This is a genomic window from Hephaestia mangrovi, assembly GCF_019880555.1.
Classification (GTDB): Bacteria; Pseudomonadota; Alphaproteobacteria; order Sphingomonadales; family Sphingomonadaceae; genus Sphingomonas; species Sphingomonas mangrovi.
On record NZ_JAINVU010000003.1, the window covers coordinates 576,600 to 593,766 of the forward strand.

The 17,167-nt window shown below is 67.3% G+C and carries 14 protein-coding genes; 8 read left to right on the forward strand and 6 right to left on the reverse strand.

The window, feature by feature from the left end; all coding sequences use genetic code 11:
• Window positions 1-7 precede the first annotated feature (7 nt).
• Window positions 8-667 (reverse strand): MBL fold metallo-hydrolase, encoded by a 660-nt coding sequence (locus K7G81_RS10145; RefSeq protein ID WP_223030620.1) that lies wholly within the window; start codon window positions 665-667, stop codon window positions 8-10.
• 84 nt (window positions 668-751) lie between these two features.
• Between K7G81_RS10145 and pabB the strand changes: the two genes are divergently transcribed.
• The 5 genes from pabB (at window position 752) to K7G81_RS10170 (ending at window position 5,162) form a co-directional block, all read left to right on the forward strand.
• The gene (pabB, locus tag K7G81_RS10150; protein ID WP_223030621.1) at window positions 752-2,524 is read left to right on the forward strand and encodes an aminodeoxychorismate synthase component I; all 1,773 of its coding nucleotides are present in this window, start codon (window positions 752-754) and stop codon (window positions 2,522-2,524) included.
• Between the two features lie 40 nt (window positions 2,525-2,564).
• Window positions 2,565-3,764 (forward strand): pyridoxal phosphate-dependent aminotransferase, encoded by a 1,200-nt coding sequence (locus tag K7G81_RS10155; RefSeq protein WP_223030622.1) that lies wholly within the window; start codon window positions 2,565-2,567, stop codon window positions 3,762-3,764.
• A 139-nt stretch (window positions 3,765-3,903) separates the two neighbouring features.
• A complete protein-coding gene (locus K7G81_RS10160) occupies window positions 3,904-4,047 on the forward strand; it encodes a hypothetical protein (protein WP_223030623.1) in 144 nt (47 codons plus the stop codon).
• Window positions 4,048-4,131: 84 nt separating this feature from the next.
• On the forward strand, window positions 4,132-4,794 hold the full coding sequence (gene msrA, locus K7G81_RS10165) for a peptide-methionine (S)-S-oxide reductase MsrA (RefSeq protein ID WP_223030624.1): 663 nt from the start codon (window positions 4,132-4,134) through the stop codon (window positions 4,792-4,794).
• Window positions 4,791-5,162, forward strand: coding sequence for a hypothetical protein (locus tag K7G81_RS10170; RefSeq protein WP_223030625.1), 372 nt, complete (start codon window positions 4,791-4,793; stop codon window positions 5,160-5,162). The genes msrA and K7G81_RS10170 overlap by 4 nt, the downstream gene beginning before the upstream one ends.
• A 9-nt stretch (window positions 5,163-5,171) precedes the next feature.
• Here K7G81_RS10170 and K7G81_RS10175 read toward each other — a convergent pair whose 3' ends face one another.
• On the reverse strand, window positions 5,172-6,098 hold the full coding sequence (locus tag K7G81_RS10175) for an ABC transporter ATP-binding protein (protein WP_223030626.1): 927 nt from the start codon (window positions 6,096-6,098) through the stop codon (window positions 5,172-5,174).
• Window positions 6,099-6,197: 99 nt separating this feature from the next.
• Here K7G81_RS10175 and K7G81_RS10180 point away from each other — a divergent pair, with 99 nt between their 5' ends.
• Complete coding sequence (locus tag K7G81_RS10180; protein ID WP_223030627.1) at window positions 6,198-6,437, forward strand: zinc-finger domain-containing protein; 240 nt, start codon at window positions 6,198-6,200, stop codon at window positions 6,435-6,437.
• A gap of 43 nt (window positions 6,438-6,480) precedes the next feature.
• Here the strand turns inward: K7G81_RS10180 and K7G81_RS10185 are convergent, their stop codons facing one another.
• Entirely contained in the window at window positions 6,481-7,416 is a 936-nt protein-coding gene (locus tag K7G81_RS10185) for an ROK family protein (protein ID WP_223030628.1), read from the reverse strand.
• Window positions 7,417-7,465: 49 nt separating this feature from the next.
• Window positions 7,466-10,876 carry a glycosyl hydrolase 2 galactose-binding domain-containing protein gene (locus K7G81_RS10190; RefSeq protein WP_255586834.1) on the reverse strand — a complete coding sequence of 1,137 codons (3,411 nt, stop codon included), beginning with the start codon at window positions 10,874-10,876 and terminating at the stop codon, window positions 7,466-7,468.
• 310 nt (window positions 10,877-11,186) lie between these two features.
• Between K7G81_RS10190 and K7G81_RS10195 the strand changes: the two genes are divergently transcribed.
• On the forward strand, window positions 11,187-12,401 hold the full coding sequence (locus K7G81_RS10195; RefSeq protein ID WP_223030629.1) for an ROK family transcriptional regulator: 1,215 nt from the start codon (window positions 11,187-11,189) through the stop codon (window positions 12,399-12,401).
• A 7-nt stretch (window positions 12,402-12,408) separates the two neighbouring features.
• On the opposite strand, the gene K7G81_RS10200 is transcribed toward K7G81_RS10195, so the two are convergent.
• Together K7G81_RS10200 and K7G81_RS10205 are read right to left on the reverse strand one after the other, a co-directional pair.
• Entirely contained in the window at window positions 12,409-14,727 is a 2,319-nt protein-coding gene (locus K7G81_RS10200; protein WP_223030630.1) for a GH92 family glycosyl hydrolase, read from the reverse strand.
• 16 nt (window positions 14,728-14,743) lie between these two features.
• Window positions 14,744-16,177, reverse strand: coding sequence for a glycoside hydrolase family 125 protein (locus tag K7G81_RS10205; RefSeq protein ID WP_223030631.1), 1,434 nt, complete (start codon window positions 16,175-16,177; stop codon window positions 14,744-14,746).
• 146 nt (window positions 16,178-16,323) lie between these two features.
• Here K7G81_RS10205 and K7G81_RS10210 point away from each other — a divergent pair, with 146 nt between their 5' ends.
• Complete coding sequence (locus K7G81_RS10210; protein WP_223030632.1) at window positions 16,324-17,046, forward strand: copper homeostasis protein CutC; 723 nt, start codon at window positions 16,324-16,326, stop codon at window positions 17,044-17,046.
• Window positions 17,047-17,167: the final 121 nt, after the last annotated feature.

A 17,167-nucleotide genomic window follows, 5' to 3' on the forward strand; every position in this document is an offset into this window, starting at 1 on the left:
AAGCGCGTCAGCCCGCCAGCGCGGTATCGCCGACGAAGGGATTGGATTGCCGTTCGCGAGCGAAAGTGCTCGGCGGGCCGTGGCCGGGGATGAAGGCGGTGTCGTTACCCAGGGGCCAGAGCTTGGTGACGATCGCGTCGATCAGCGCGGCATGATCGCTCATCGGGAAATCGGTGCGGCCGATCGAGCCGGCGAACAACACGTCGCCGACCAGCGCGAGCTTCGATTCGCGATGATGGAAGATGACATGGCCCGGCGTGTGTCCGGGGGTGTGATAGACATCGAGCGTCAGATCACCGACAGTGACCTGATCGCCTTCGTTGAGCCAGCGATCGGGCTCGAACACCTGCCCGGCGATTCCCCATTGGCGACCATCCTCGTCGAGCCGCGCGATCCAGAAGCGATCGGCCTGATGCGGACCTTCGATCGGAACTTCGAGCGACGCCGCCAGCACGCCCGCCTCGCCGCAATGATCGATATGACCATGGGTGAGGATGATCTTCTCCACGGTGACGCCGTGCTCGGCCATCGCCGCCTTCAGCTTGGGCAGATCGCCGCCGGGATCGACGAAAGCGCCGCGCATCGTGCGCGTGCACCAGATCAGCGAGCAATTCTGCTGGAGCGGCGTGACGGGGACGATCGCGGCACGGAGCGGAGGAGTCGACATAGCCCTGGTGGATAGGCAGCGCCGCGCGGCGCGGCAAGCATGGGCTTGCCCCGAGGGCCCAGTGCAGTGCATCTGGCGTCAAGAATGCAGCTCGATGCCGCCGCCCCGTTCGTCCTGCTCGACGATGCCGCGCCCGATGGGGCGGGCGCGCGGCTCTATCGCGCGCCGGTGCGCGTGATCGAGGCGCGCACGGCCGCCGAGGTGATGCCGGCGCTGGAGGCAGTGCGCGCAGGCCAGCGCGCCGGGCTGCACGCGGCGGGGTTCCTGGCTTATGAAGCGGGCAACGGCATCGAGCCGCGGCTCGCAATCGCCGGCATGCCGGACGAGCCGCTGGTGTGGTTTGGCTTGTTCGCGCGGTTCGAGACGATCGCGCGCGGCGACCTGCCGCTGCTGCTGCCCGATCCCGCCGCGGCCTGGGCCGCGGCACCGGCGCCGCAGATCGGCCGCGAGACCTATGACGGCCAATTCGCCCATGTCGCCGAACTGATCGCGGCGGGCGATATCTATCAGGCGAACCTGACTTTCCCGACCGAGGTGCGCTTCGTCGGCGATCCGCTGGCGCTCTACGCCCGGCTGCGTGGACAGGCGCAGGCGCGCTATGGGGCGCTGATCGCGACCGGGCGCGAGACGCTGCTGTCGCTCTCCCCCGAATTGTTCTTCCGGCTCGACGGCGGGCGACTGCTCGCGCGGCCGATGAAGGGAACCGCCACCCGCGCGGCGACGCCCGACGCCGACCGCGCCGCGATCGCGCGGCTTGCCGACGACGCCAAGCAACGCGCCGAGAATCTGATGATCGTCGATCTGTTGCGCAACGATCTGTCGCGGGTCGCCGCCACCGGCAGCGTCGAGACGCCCGCCCTGTTCCGCGTCGAGACCTATCCGACCGTGCACCAGATGGTTTCCGACATAACCGCCGAAATCGCCCCGGCGCGCGACGCGATCGACGTGATTACAGCATTGTTCCCCTGCGGCTCGATCACCGGCGCGCCCAAGATCCGCGCAAGCGAGGTGATCGCCGAGATCGAGGGGCAGCCGCGCGGCATCTATACCGGGGCGATCGGCCGCATCGACGCCGATGGCGACGCGATATTCAACGTCGCGATCCGGACGCTGGCGATCCGTGAACCAGCTGTCGCGCGGTTCGGGCTGGGATCGGGCGTGGTGGCCGATTCGCGGGCCGGCGAGGAATGGGCCGAATGCCTGGCCAAGGGCGCGTTCGTCGCCGCCGGGCAAGGGCCGTTCGACCTGATCGAGACGATGGCGTTCGATCCCGATGAAGGCATTCCCCTGCTCGAACGCCATTTGGCGCGGATGAAGGCGAGCGCGCTTCAGTTCGGCTATCCGTTCGATCGCCATGCCACGCGCAACGAATTGCAGGCCGCGACCTTCCGCCTGCGCACCGCGCGCCGCATCCGGCTGCTGCTGGCACCGAGCGGCGCCGTCGCCATCCAGGTGTCGGCGATGCCCGCGACCCCGCCGGGGCCGGTCAAGGTGGCGCTGGTGCGGCACCCGGCCGACCCCCGCGATTTCCGCCTCGCGCACAAGACCAGCCGCCGGACCTTCTATAACGACGCACGCGCCGCGGCGGGCACCTTCGACATCGCGATGATCGACCGCGACGGCTTCATGACCGAGGGGAGCTTCACCAACCTGTTCGTCCGGCGCGACGACATGCTGATCACGCCGCCGCTGTCGCGCGGGCTGCTGCCCGGCGTGCTGCGCGCCGAATTGATCGAGAGCGGCCGCGCGGTGGAAGGCGATCTGACGCCGGGCGACCTGACCGACGGCTTTTTCATCGGCAATGCGCTGCGCGGACTGATTCCGGCGGTTGCAGTCGCGAAGGGGCAGCGGCTATAGGCGCGACCGCATCCTCCCTCCAGGACAGGCGCCTTACATCATGCAGACCTCCGCCGCGCTCGGCCGCATCCAGCCGTCCCCGACCCTCGCCATCACCAGCAAGGTGATGGAATTGAAGCGCGCCGGGGTCGATGTGATCGGCCTGGGCGCCGGCGAGCCCGATTTCGACACGCCCGATTTCGTCAAGGAAGCGGCGATCGAGGCGATCCGCGCGGGCAAGACCAAATATACCAATGTCGACGGCACGCCCGAGTTGAAGGAAGCGATCGCCGCCAAGTTCAAGCGCGACAACCGCCTCGACTATACGCCGGCGCAGATCACGGTGAACGTCGGCGGCAAGCACACGCTGTTCAACGCGATGGTCGCCACCGTCGATCCCGGCGACGAAGTGATCGTGCCGGCGCCTTATTGGGTGAGCTATCCCGACGTGGTGCAGTTCGCCGGCGGCACCCCGGTGTTCGTCGCGTGCGGCGCCTCGCAGGGCTACAAGCTGCTGCCCGACCAGCTGGAGGCGGCGATCACCCCCAGGACCAAGTGGCTGATCCTCAATTCGCCGTCGAACCCGACCGGCGCGGGCTATACCGCCGCCGAGCTGGAGGCTCTGGGCGAGGTGCTCGAGCGGCATCCACACGTCTGGGTGTTCGCCGACGACATGTACGAGCACATCACCTATGACGATTTCCGCTTCGCGACGATCGCCGAGGTGTGCCCCGCGCTCTACGACCGCACGCTGACGGTCAACGGTTGCTCGAAGGCCTATGCAATGACCGGCTGGCGGATCGGCTTCGCCGGCGGCGCGGCGGCGCTGATCAAGGCGATCGCCAAGCTGCAGTCGCAATCGACCTCCAACCCCTGCTCGATCGCGCAGGCCGCGGCGACCGCCGCGCTGAACGGCGACCAGTCTTTCCTGAAAGAGCGCGCCGCCGCGTTCCAGTCCCGCCGCGACCTCGTGGTGTCGATGCTCAATCAGATCACCGGCGTGCATTGCCCGACGCCCGAAGGCGCGTTCTACGTCTATCCAGACCTGTCGGGGCTGATCGGCAAGATGACCCCGGGCGGCGAGACGATCGACGGCGATTCGGCGCTGGTCGCCTATCTGCTGGAAGACGCAAAGGTCGCCGCAGTGCCGGGCGTCGCCTTCGGCCTGTCCCCGGCGATGCGCATCAGCTACGCGACATCCGAAGCGCTGTTGACCGAGGCATGCGAGCGCATCCAGCGCGCCTGTGCTGCGCTGCGATGAACGCACGGTCCATCATTCGTTAAGGCAGCGTTTCGTAAAACGCGCTTGAAATCGCGACTCCGGGCAGCGATGTGGCAGGCCGACGGCCCGTTATATGCTGCGCCGCAGCGATCGAATCGGGTTTTTGTGGAATAGAGTTATGCGCGACGTGTTCAAATCGAGCTTCTTCCGGCGGTTCCTCGGCGGCTTCGTGCTCGGCGCGATCGGCGTCGTCGCGCTGCATCCGGGCGCCGTTGCGCACAATTTGCGGCACGCGCCGGTCGAGCAGACCGTCGCCGGCTAGGCTTCCCTCAGCCCCCGTTCATCTATCTATCGGTAAAGATCCCGCTTTCCCGCGCGTGATGCGCGCGCCGATACGGGACTGACTATGACGCGTCTGATCGTCGCCACCGCCGGCCTGGCCGGGCTTGCCGCGTTCGGCAGCCTGTTCGCCGGCACCGCCAATGCCGAACGCGCGGTCGCGATCCCCGCCCCCGCGCACGACGTTCCCGCCACCGGCCACAAGGCCACGGCGGTGCTTGCCGGCGGCTGCTTCTGGGGCATGGAGGCGGTGTTCGAGCATGTGAAAGGTGTCACCTCGGTGACCGCCGGCTATGACGGCGGCACGCGCACCACCGCCGATTACGCCGCCGTCTCGACCGAGCGCACCGGCCATGCCGAGGCGATCCGCATCGTCTATGATCCGCAAAAGGTGAGCTACGGCACGTTGCTGCGCGTGTTCTTCTCGGTGGCGCACGATCCCACCCAGCTCAACCGGCAGGGCCCCGACAGCGGCCCGAGCTATCGCTCGGCGATCTTCCCGCAGGATCGCGCGCAACAAGCGGTGGCGAGCGCCTATATCGCGCAATTGCAGCGCGCCCATGCGTTCAAGGCGCCGATCGTGACGCGGGTGGAGAGCGGCACCTTTTATCCGGCCGAGGCCTATCACCAGCATTTCTACGACCGCCACCCGACGCACCCCTATATCGTCCATTGGGACAAGCCCAAGGTCGCGGCGTTCAAGGCGGCGTTTCCGAGCCTGGCGACGTGACGCGCGGCCGCATCCTGGCGTTGGCGGCATTGGGCGCGATGACGGTCGCCGGTCCAGCGGCGGCGCAGAGCTGGATGGGGATCAACGAACCGCATGCCGCTGCATCGGTATCGCGGACCACAGACACGCATCGCCAGGTGGAAAAGATCGACCGCTCGATCCGCGCCGGCCGCAAGAGCGGGCAATTGAGCCATGCCGAGGCGCGGCGGCTGCATCGCGCCGCGGCGGCGCTCGACGCGATGGCCACGCGCTATGCCGACGACGGCGTTTCGGCGGGCGAGGCCGGCGAACTCGATACGCGGGCCGATCTTCTCAGCCACCAGGTGTTCTACGATCGCCTGACGACCTCGGCCGCGGCGAGCCACTGAGCGATCACATCACGCTGCGTTGGCAGCGCGGGTGAGGTTCAGGAACACGTCCTCGAGATCGGCCTCGCGCGTCGTCACGTCGACGATGCCATAGCCATCGGCCTGCACCGCCGCGAGTACCTCGCCGGCGTTGACCTTGTCCTTGGCGTAGGTGATCGCCAGCACGCGATCGCTCTTGACCTCGATCTTCTCGAAACAGCGATTGGCGGGAGCTGCGGCGACATCGCGATCGACCGTCACCTCGACGAGCTTTTCCTGCGTCATGTTGACCAGCGTGCGCGTCGGCTCGTTGGCGATCACCTTGCCGTGGTTGATGATCGCGATGCGATCGCACAATTCCTCGGCTTCTTCGAGATAATGGGTGGTGAGAACGACGGTGACGCCGGCCTGGTTGAGGCCGCGGACATAGGTCCACAATTGCTGGCGCAGCTCGATATCGACGCCCGCGGTCGGCTCGTCGAGAACCAGCACCGGCGGCGAATGGACCATCGCCTTGGCGACCATCAGCCGGCGCTTCATGCCGCCCGACAGCGTGCGCGAATAAGCGCGCGCCTTGTCTTCGAGATGGACCGCGCGGAGCAATTCCATCGAGCGGCGCTTGTCCTTGGGCACGCCGTACAGGCCGGCCTGGATCTCCAGCGTCTCGAACGGCGTGAAGAACGGATCGAACAGGATTTCCTGGTTGACGATGCCGATCGACACCTTGGCGTTGCGGGGATGCTGATCGATGTCGAAGCCCCAGATCGAGGCGCGGCCGCTCGTCTTGTTGACGAGACCCGCCAGGATGTTGATCAGCGTCGACTTGCCGGCGCCATTGGGGCCGAGCAGCCCGAAGATCGAGCCGCGCGGCACCTCGAAAGACACGTCGGACAGCGCCTGCTTGCCGCCCTCATATATCTTGTTGAGCTGGTCGATGGCGATCGCGGCGTCGGTCATGATTAGGCATCTAGGCGCCGCACGCGCAGGCGCCAAGCCTCGATGTGCGGCGCACAACGGGAATTGCTCCGCGCGCCCGCGCTTGCTATCGACCTTGCCATGATACCGCCGCCCGAAACGATCCGCGTCACCCACCGCCGCATCGCCTGCGACGGCACCGGCAATGGCCTGCCCGCCGCGCTGGGCCATCCGCGCGTGTTCCTCGAGATCGACGAGCACGGCTATGTCGATTGCGGCTATTGCGACCGGCGGTTCATCCTCGCCGGCGGCCCGGCCGACGGCGTCGACCAGGCGACGCTGCCCGATATTTCATCGGGCGCATCGGGCGAGACGAGCTGAAGCGTTCGGCGCCGCCCCCCGGTTCGGCACGGCTGAACCGGGATTATTCCGCCGCCATCCGGGTGATGCCATGCCCCTCGGCTGCTGACGCGGCGACGGCGATCGCGCCCAGCGGCCCGGCGAGATCACCGAGTTCGGGCGCGACGACATAATCCTCGACCGGCAGGGCCATGTAGCCGGCCAGGCTTTGCTTCAGCGCAGCGTTGATCGCCGGAATGAGGTGCGGCTGCGCGGTCATCACGCCGCCGCCCATCGCGATCCGCATGGGCCCCGTCGAGCAGACCAGCGCGTGGCACATCGCGGCGAGCGCATCGACGATCGGCGCCCAGACGGGATCATCGACCGACACGTCCGCCACCGCGCGATCGCCGATGCGCGCCTTGAGCGCGGTGCCCGACGCCAGGCCTTCGATGCAATCGGCGTGGAAACCGCAGACGCTTTCGAACGAGTCGCCGGGATAGCGCGGCACGCGCAGGTGGCCGATCTCGCTATGGCCGATGCCGCGCGTCGGCCGCCCGTGGACGACAAGACCGACGCCGACGCCGGTGCCGACGGTGACATAAGCGAAATCGTCGATGCCGCGGCCCGCCCCCCAGCGCATCTCGGCAAGCGCGGCGCCGTTGACGTCGGTATCGAAGCCGGTCGGCACGTCGAACGGCGCCGACAGTCGGCCGAGCACATCGGCATCGGACCAGCCGGACTTGTTGGTCGCCAGAACCCGGCCGTATCGCGGCGAATGCGGATCGAGGTCGAGCGGCCCGAACGAGGCGATGCCGAGCGCGGCGAAGCCGGGGCCGCCGGCCCATTCACCGAGGATCGCGCCGAGCGCGGGAAGCGTCTCGTCCGGCACGGTGGTCGGCACAATACGCTGGTCGAGGATCGCGCCCGGCCCGGCGGCGAGGATGGCGACGCATTTGGTGCCGCCGAGCTCGACGCCGGCGAAGGGTTTTGACGCGGTACGGGGGACGGAAGAAGTCATTGATCGTGTCGAATCCGAAAGTGGAGGAAGCGGGCGGAAACCGGCGGCATCACCCGCCGGGCGCAAGGCGTTGCTTGGCGACGTTCCAACCGCGCAGCGCGAGCGTCGCGCCGGTGACCGGATTGGCCGCGGGCCAGCGAATCTCGATCGTTCGCCGCTCGCCCGGGAGCAACGAGACGTAATTGTCGCTGTAGAAAGCGGGCAGGACGCGCTTGCCGTCGCCATCGAACAGGGTGAGCTTGGCTTCGAGCGCCGGTGTGGCGCTGGTATTGGCGAGCGTGGCGCGGACCAGCATGTCGTCGCCATCGCGCACCGGCGGGCTGGCCGTGACGCCAAGCGACACAGTCGCCAGGCCGTCGAGCGCGCGATAGGCGGCGGTGTCGCGGCCGCGCCAATAGAAATTGCGATCGAGCTCAGCACCGTCCGCGCCGGTCAGCGTCAATTCGACCAGCGCCATGCCCGATCTGGCGAGCAGCGCGTCGAGCGGCACGACGGCGAGCGGCGTCGTGCGATTAGCCGCGGCGTCGGCGTGGTCGGTACGCTCGAACAAGGTCGCGCCATCGAGGCCGGTAACGCGCGTGTGGACAGTGAGGCCCGCCCGATCGCTGCGCGTGGTGTTGACCAGCACCAGCCGATCGTCGTCGAGATCGAGCTGGACGTGGAGCGGGCGATTGGCTTCCTTGGCGCCATAATAAGCCGCCGAGGTGTCGTAATCCCAGCTGTAGAGCTGCCACGCGTTCGACGGCCAGGCGGGGTGCGACATCCACAGCAGGCGGCCGCTGTTCTTCGTCCACAGATGCGCGAGAAAGCCCTCGTAGATCGCCTTGTGCGTCTCGAGGTTCATCATCTGCGCCTTGCGCTCGAAATCGGCGAGGCTGGTGCCAGCGCCGAACATCGTATCGAGCGCGGCCATAAAGGTCTTGGTGTCGCCGTTACCGCCGAAATGCCAATCGTGATAAGCGATCGTGTCGCTGAGCGGCCAGCGGTCGGCAGACGGAATCCACGCCTCCAATGAATCGAGCGTGGAGAGCGAGGGCGTGCCGACCTCGACCGAGAAGCCACTGGCGAGCTTGGTGAAATAATCGGCGGGCGGGCGATAGTCGTAAGGCCCCGAGCCTTGCAATTCGATGCGGTTCGAGCTGCCGGTATACCAGCGCGTGCCGTCCAGGCTGGCAACGAGATCGTCGAGGCCTTCGTTGAGCGTCGGATAAGGCACGCCCTCGTTGCGGCCGAACCACAGGACGATCGATGGATGGTTGCGATAGCGGCTGATGACGTCGCGGGCGTTGGCGAGGAACAGTTGGGGGTCTTCGGGCTCGATCTGCGAATCCTGGGTCGATTGCCAGAAATCGTTGAGCACCATCATGCCGTTCTCGTCGGCAAGGTCGAAGAACTGCTCCTCGTCGTTATTGCCCATCCAGTTGCGAATGACGTTCATATGCGCCTCGCGCTGGAGGCGGAAATAAGGAGCGAGGCGGGCGCGGCTCGACTGCTTCATCGCGTCGTCCATCCCCCACGAGCCGCCGCGCACCGCGATGCGTACGCCGTTGACGCGCAGTGCGAGGTGCGGTTCGGGCAGCGTCTCATCCGTATCGGTGACGGCGGGCGAGGTTTCGCCGGCGGGCGTGAGCGATTCGACCCAGCCATCGGGCGTCTGCTTGATCGCTTCGTGGCGGACGTCGATCAGCTTTTCGCCGCGAAGCCAGCCGTTGGTCGGCTGCACGGTGACGCGGCGCAGGCGGCCCTTCGCGTCGAACAGCGAGAGATCGTAGCTCACTTCGCGAATGCCGAAGCGCAGGTGGCGGGCATCCGACACCGTACCGTCGGTCGAGGCGGTCAGGGTCAGATCGTGGAGCGCGGGATCGCCATAGCCGTTGGGCCACCACAATTTCGGATGGAGGACGTGGAGCTGACGGAACTCGCCCGGCGAAAGCGTGACCTCGCTGTTGCCCGGCGCGGCGGAGACGGTCTTTTCTACCGCGACATCATCGAACGCGGCGCGAACGGTGACCTGTTGCGGCGCGGCGCCCTGGTTGTCGATCGGAACGCCGATGGTGATGTCGGCGCTGTCGGTATCGGGCAGCGGCAGATCGGTGACGACGTGCGGATCGCCGATCCTGACCGCGCCATGCGCCTGAAGCTCGACGGGAAGCCACAGGCCGGTATCGCGATCGCGAATGCCGGGAATCCAGTCCCACCCTTCGGTGGCGACGAAGGTCGGGCCGTCGATCGCGAGCTGGCCGCCGTTGAGGCCGGGACCGCCGGCGATCGACTGTTCGTGCGGAATGCCGGGATGCGGCGGTGGCGAGACGCGCACCGCGACGACATTCTCCCCGGCGACGGGATCGACCGCGAACTGGCCGCGGATGAAAGCACCTTTGGTGGTGCCGAGCTTCGCGCCGTTGAGCCAGATTTCCGACGCGTAATTGATGCCGCCGAATACCAGCGTGAGGCGCTTGCCGGCGGCCGCCGGCGGAACGGTGAAGCGGGCGCGATACCAATAATCCTGCCGCGCGAGCGATTCGGGAATCTCGAGATTGTCGAGGCCGTAATAGGGATCGGGATATTTGCCGCGCGCCACCAGCGTTTGCAGCACGGTGCCCGGAACGGTCGCGGCCAGCCATGCGTGATCGTCGAACCCCGGCCGCGAGATTGCCGCGCCGCCGCCCGCAACATCGGGCGCGGCGGCGAGGCGCCAGCCGTTGATCCGCCAGCGATCGGCGCCATCGGGCTGGAGCACCGGCAGGTCGGGCGGCGGGGTGGCGATCGGCTTGCGGGCGGCGCCCCTGGCGTGGGGCAGCGTCCAGGCGTCCTGCGTCTCGGTAAGGCCGATCCACGCTTCGCGCTGGAACGGCCAGCCGACGCCGACCTCGCGGATGTGCACGAGCGCGAAATCGGGCCGATCGCCGGCCATCATCGCGATCGCGCGGGCGGGCGCGGCGCCGGGCGCGATCCGGGCGTCGACCAGCGTGCCGCCGAAATGCGCGTGCCCGATGGCCGGCGCGATCGCGACCGACGCGGCTACTGCCGGCGCAGCCGCCGTGCCAGCGCCGCATTTCCTGCCGTCGACATAGAGCGTGACGGCGGCGCCGTCCGCCGCGGCCGCGACGTGGGTCCAGCGGCCCGGGGCCAGCGTCGCGCCGCATCGGACCGCAGCGCTTCCGGCGGCATAAGCGGGATGCCCATCATCGAGCAGCAGCGCGCGGCCGGCATCGGCGGATCCGAGCGCGATCAGCGTGACGCGGCCCTGCTGTGCCAGATCGGGCCGCACCCATGACGACATGGTCGTCGCCGCGCCGGCGCGCGCGAGCGGCGCGATATTCTGGCTCTTGTCTTCGATGCCGATGCCGCCGGCGAGGAAATGAGCGTTGAAGGGGCCGGCGCCGGCGGGAGCCTCGGCAGCCGCCGGCGCCGCGACGGCAATCGCGCAGGCCAGCATTGTCGAAGCACCACGCCGCATGACCCCTCCCTGCCCGAATGCGGCTCGTCGGTCCGACCTGATGCCCTCCGCCCTTGCGCAATGGTCTCGCCGCATTAATACATCAAATTGCATAATTCAATTCGATGACAGTGCCCGCTCGACAAGACGTTACATAACCACGCGCTTGGCCCGGGCGCTCGATGGCGTAATGTGCCAAAGAAAGCCAAGGGGTTGCGTATGACAGGTGCAAGCAGGGCCGAGGGTTGCTAGAGGATGCCATGGACAGCATGAACCGGATACTGACCCTGGCCGGCGCACCGCCGGCTCCGCACCATATGGGACGCGCGGCATGACGCCGGAAAGCGGGCGCACTCGCCCGCGCCTTTCCGGCACCAATCTCGAACGCGCCGCCGACCACAACCAGCGAGTGACGCTGCACGCGATCCGCGTCGGCGGGTCGCTGACTCGTGTCGAGCTCGCCGGCATTACCGGGCTGACCGCGCCGGCGATCGCCAACATCACCCGCCGCCTGCTGCAGGACGGGCTGATCGTCGAAGCCGGCCAGCGCCGCGGCGGACGCGGCCAGCCGCCGACCAAGCTCGAGATCCGTCGCGACGCCTGCTATTCGATCGGCGTCAATATCGATCGCGATCACGTGACGATCGTGCTGGTCGATTTTTCGGCGCAGACGCTGGCACGGGTTTCCGAAGAGATCGCTTATGCGCTGCCCGATCAGGTCCGTGCGCTTTACGCGCGATCGGTGGAGGCGATGATCGCTGAAGCCGGGATCGACGCGGCCAAGATCGTCGGCATCGGCGTGGCGCTGCCCGACGATCTCGGCTCGGTCGACCTGCCGGGCCGTCCGGCGGCCTATGCCGAATGGGAAACGACCGATATCGCCGCGCTGGTCGCCGCGCCGCTCGACCTGCCGGTGTTCATCGAGAACGATGCCGCCGCGGCGGCGATGGGCGAGATGCAATTGGGCCATGGCCAGCGGCACAACAGCTTCTTCTACCTGCTGATCTCGCTCGGCCTCGGCGGCGGGCTGGTGATCGACGGCAATTACGTGCGCGGCGCCGATGGGCGCAGCGGCGAGATCGGCTTCATGCATGCCGGCGGCGGCGATGACGAGCCGCAGATCCAGACGTTGGTCTCGCTCTCGGGGCTGGGGCGGCATCTCGAGGCGGCGGGCTTCGCGCTCGACGACGCGATGCGCGAGGACATGACGGCGGATGTCGAGGCCAGCGTCGCGCGATGGGTCGAGCAGGCCGCGCGCCAATTGCTGCCCGCGATGAGCGCGGTCAACTGCCTGATCAATCCGCAGAGCGTGCTGGTCGGCGGGCGATTGCCGCGCCACCTGGTCGAGCGCCTGGCCGAGGCGGTCAACAGCGCCATGACCCGGCACGCCTCGTACCTGCCGGCGATCGCGCCGGTGGCGCGCGCCGAGCTCTCCGAAGACGCGCCCGCGGTCGGCGCGGCGATCCTGCCGTTCAGCCATTTCCTGCTGCCCAAGCCCGGCGCGCTGTGGAAGACCGCCGACAGCGCCGCCGCGGCGACCGCCTGACCATCGCTCAGGCCGTCCGGCCGAACGACGGCGGGCGATCGGCCTTGGCGGTGCCGAAGCGCGACGGCCCGGGGCCCATCTCGAAGACCAGTTCGCCGCCCTGCACGAGATCGGCGTGGGCGATCCAATTCCTGCTCCACGGCTTACCGTTCCAGCGGACCGACTGGATGTAGGGATTGGCGGGCGCATTGTTCTCGGCGCGGATGCGGAGCGTCTTGCCGCCGCCAACATCGACCTCGGCCGCGTCGAACAAGGGCGAGCCGAACACGTAAAGCGCGCTGACCGGATCTACGGGATAGAAGCCGAGCGCGGAGAGGATGAACCACGCGCTCATCTGGCCGCAATCGTCATTGCCGATCACGCCGTCGGGATCGGCCTTGTACATCTCGGTGAGCAGGCGGCGCACCATCGCCTGCGTCTTATGCGGCGCACCGCAATAAGCGTAGAGATAGGCGACGTGATGCTCGGGCTCGTTGCCATGGGCATATTGGCCGACCAGACCCGAGATGTCGGGCGGCGCGTCCTTGGGCAGCGTCGAGGGCGCGTTGAACAGGCCATCCAATTTCTTCTCGAACGCGGCGTCGCCGCCGAAATGCTCGATCAGGCCATAAGCGTCATGCTGGGTGAGGAAGGTCGCCTGCCAGCCGTTCGCCTCGGTGTAATCGCGCCATTTATCGACGTCGTGGCCGATCTGGATCGGATCGTAATCCTTCCACCACGTTCCGTCGGCGAACCGCGGGCGGGCGAAACCGATCCTGGCGTCGATGACGTTGCGATAGTTTTGCGAGCGCTTGCGCAACGCCGCGGCATCGTCATGCGCGCCGACCGCGTCGGCAAGGTGCGCCATCGCCCAATCGTCATAGGCATATTCCTGGGTGCGGCTGACCGATTCGTTGACCTTGTCCGCCGGGATATAACCGAGATCGTAATAGAAGCCGCGGCCCTGGGTGCTGTCGATATCGGGGAAATTGCGGTCGAACGCACGGGCGCGGATGTGCGGCCAGGCGGCGGCGTAATCGGCCTCGATCCCCTTGGCGTGCGCCTCGGCGAGCACCGAGACGGCGTGCCAGCCGATCATGCACGCGGTCTCGACGCCCTGCAGCGGCCAGACCGGCGGGCCGGCCGGGCTCTCGACCGTCTGGCGAACCAGATCGCCGACCAGCAGCTTGGTGTGATCGGGGCGGATCAGCGTGAGCAGCGGGTGAAGCGCGCGATAAGTGTCCCACAGCGAATAGGTGCTGAACGCCTCCTGCCCCTTGGGTGCCTGGTGGACCTGGCGGTCGAGCCCGACATAGCGGCCGTCGCGATCGGTGAACAGCGTCGGCGCGAGCTGGGCGTGGTAGAGCGCGCTCGCCATGATCGTGCGCTGCGCCGCGGTGCCGCCCGATACGCGGACGCTGCCGAGCGCCTTGGCCCAGGTTGCGCGCGCGGCGGCGTGGACACCGTCGAAATCCCAGCCCGGCGCTTCGGCGGCGAGCGCGTCGCGCGCGCCTTCGAGGTCGACCGCCGAGATGCCGGTTTTGATCAGGATCGGGTCGCCGCCGGCATTATCGAAGAACAACGCGACCTTGAGGCGGTTGCCCTTGATCGAGGTCGCCCCGTCGGGCGCGGGTTTGCCATCGTCGCCGAAGAACTGGACACGATCCGGCCGACGCGAGAGCTGCATCGCAAAATAGATATGCCGCCCCTTGGCCCAGCGATTGACCTGGCGGCCGCCGGTCAGCGTGCCATCGGGATCGAGCGTGAGCGAGGCATCCTCGACGACCACGCCCTTGTCCCAATCATCCTCGATGGCATGAGCGAAATCGATCAATATGTGGCCGGGGCCGTCGGCGAAACGATAGCGGTGAAGGCCGCACCGTTCGGTCGCGGTGAGTTCGGCCTGGACGCCCGATTCGAGGCGGACGCGGTAATAGCCGGGCTCGGCGAACTCGTCCGAATATCGCTGGCGATAGCCTTGCTCCGGGTGTTCGACCGAGCCTGGCTCGAGCAGCAACGGCTGGCGCGTCGGCACCACCAGCACGTCGAGCATGTCACCGATCCCGGTGCCCGACAAATGGGTGTGGCTGAACCCCATGATCGAGCCATCTTTCTGGTGATAGCCCGAGCAGGCGTCCCAGCCGTGCGTGTTGGTATCGGGGCTCAATTGCACCATGCCGGCAGGCAGCGTCGCCCCGGGATAGGTGTGACCGTGGCCGCCGGTGCCGACGAACAGATCGGGCTTGCCGGCTTGCGGGCTCTCGGCCCAGGCGAGCGCGGGTGCGGCGCCACCCAATGCGGCAAGCCCGGTTCCGGCGAGAAGCTGGCGGCGGCTGGCGGTGATCATTTGCTTTCTCCCGAAATCAGATCGTTTGCGCGAGCAGCGCGGGCTTTTTGTCGGCGATCTCGACGATCAACTGGCCGAACAGCGCATTGGCCCAGGCGAACCAGCTACGCGTGAAATTCGACGGATCGTCCTTGTTGAAGCTCTCGTGCATGAAGCCGGTGCCACCGTGCGTGGTCTTGAGCCAGTGGAGACATTGCCGGACGGTGGCGTCATCCTCGGCGTTCATCGCGTGGGTGATGATCGACATCGGCCAGATCATGTCGAGACCGATATGCGGGCCGCCGATGCCCTCGGCGGCCTTGCCCTTGAAGAAATATGGATTGCGATCCGACCAGGCGAGCGCGGCGGTGCGCTTGAACAGCGGATCGTTGCGATCGGCAGCGTCGATGATCGCGAGGCCGGAGAGGCTCGGTACGTTGGCGTCGTCCATGAACACCCAATTACCGAAACCGTCGATCTCATAAGCCCAGACCTGGCCGCCATTGCCGTCGGGGATCAGCGCATACTGCTTGAGCACGCCCTCGACCTCGTTCGCCAGCGCCTCGGCATCGGCGGCGGCGGCCGTATCGCCTCGCGCCTCGCGGTGGACCTGCGCCACCTTGCGCAGCACCGACACCGCGAACAGGTTCGACGGGATCAGGAACGGATAAAGACACGCATCGTCCGACGGGCGGAACATCGAGTGGATCAGCCCGATCTTCTTCGTCGGCCGGCCATAGCCGCCGAGCATCAGCGTATCGGTCGGGTTGAGCGCCTCGCGCTGGAAGTGATACGGCCCCGGCCCCTGCTTGCGCTGCTGGACGCGGAAGGTGGCGACGGCAAGTTGCGCGGCGCGACTCCAGGTGTCGTCGAACGGCGTCTTGTCACGCGTGCGCGTCCAATATCCGTGGGCGAGACGCATCGTATAGGCGAGCGAATCGATTTCCCACTTCCGCTCGGCAACGCCGGGCTTCATGTCGGTCTTGTCCTTCTGCGACCAGTCGAGATTCGACATGGCGCTCGGGTCTTTCATGAAGGCGTTGGCATAGGGATCGATCAGGATGCAGCGCGCCTGGCGCTGGATCAGCCCCTGGAACAAGCGCTTCAGCCTGGGATCGCGATCGACGAGGTGGATATACGGCTGCACCTGCGCCGAGCTGTCGCGCAGCCACATCGCGTGGATGTCGCCGGTCAGCACGAAGGTATCGGGCTTGCCGTCGACCGTGCCGACATCGACCGTGGTGTCGAGCGTGTTCGGATAGCAATTCTCGAACATCCAGGCGAGTTCGGGGTCGGCGATCCTGGCCTTCACCCGCGCGATCTCGGCTTCGATCGCGGAACTGGTGAACTTGCGGTCGGCGGGTGCGGGGCGCTTGCTGGCAAAACCCGCCGCGCGCGCCGCCGCGGGAAGCGAGCCGGCCAGCGCCAGCGCGCCGGCGCCGGCCATGATGTCTCGTCTGCGAAAAGTCATTCCCTCTCCCCTTGGGGCCGCGCGCTGTTCCGCCCGATTATCGATGCCCTGATCCTAAGCGCGAGCGACCGGGCGAAACAATAGCTAAATTTGTTTTTCTAATTCGCGGCGATTGCTCGCCGGGCGCAAGCAGGCGATGAAGCGACATGGCGATCATCCTCGAAATCTGCGTCGAGACCATGGCGAGCATTGCCGCCGCACGCGCCGGCGGGGCCGATCGCATCGAATTATGTAGCGCGCTGGCGCTGGGCGGATTGACGCCCTCGGCCGGGCTGATCGCCGCAGCCGTGGCGCAGCCGCTGCCCTGCCATGTCATGATCCGGCCACGCGGCGGCGATTTCGCTTATGACGCCGATGAAGTGGCGCAGATGGAACGCGACATCGCTTATGCCGCGGGCGCCGGGATGGCGGGCGTGGTGTTCGGAGCGGCGCGCGACGGCGCGCTGGACCGCCCGGTGCTCGATCGGCTGATGGCCTGCGTTCGCACGGCGGGCCGGCCGCTTTCGACGACGCTGCACCGCGCGATCGATACGCTCGACGATCCGGTCGCGGCGATCGAGGTGGCCGTGGGACTCGGGCTCGATCGCGTACTTTCGTCCGGCGGGGCGACGACGGCTCTTACCGGAATCGAGACGTTGCGCGCGATGCACGAACGCGCGGCTGGACGATTGAAGGTGATGGCCGGGAGCGGCATCAACGCGGGCAACGTCGCCGCACTGCTCGCCGCGGGCGTGGACGAAATCCACGCGTCCTGCTCGTCACCGCGGCCAAGCGAAAATGCGGCGCTCCACCGGCTGGACTTCGCGGCGACCGTGCCGATCACCGACGCGGGCCGGGTCCGCGCCCTGCGTGAGGCGATCGACAGCTAAATCGCGACATCGAAGTTAGCGAAACAATCCGCCACCTGCGAACTTGTTTCAGGGTCCATGGAAAGACAGCAACCGCATACGATCGGTCAACGTCGCGCCATGGATGCTGAAACACGTTCAG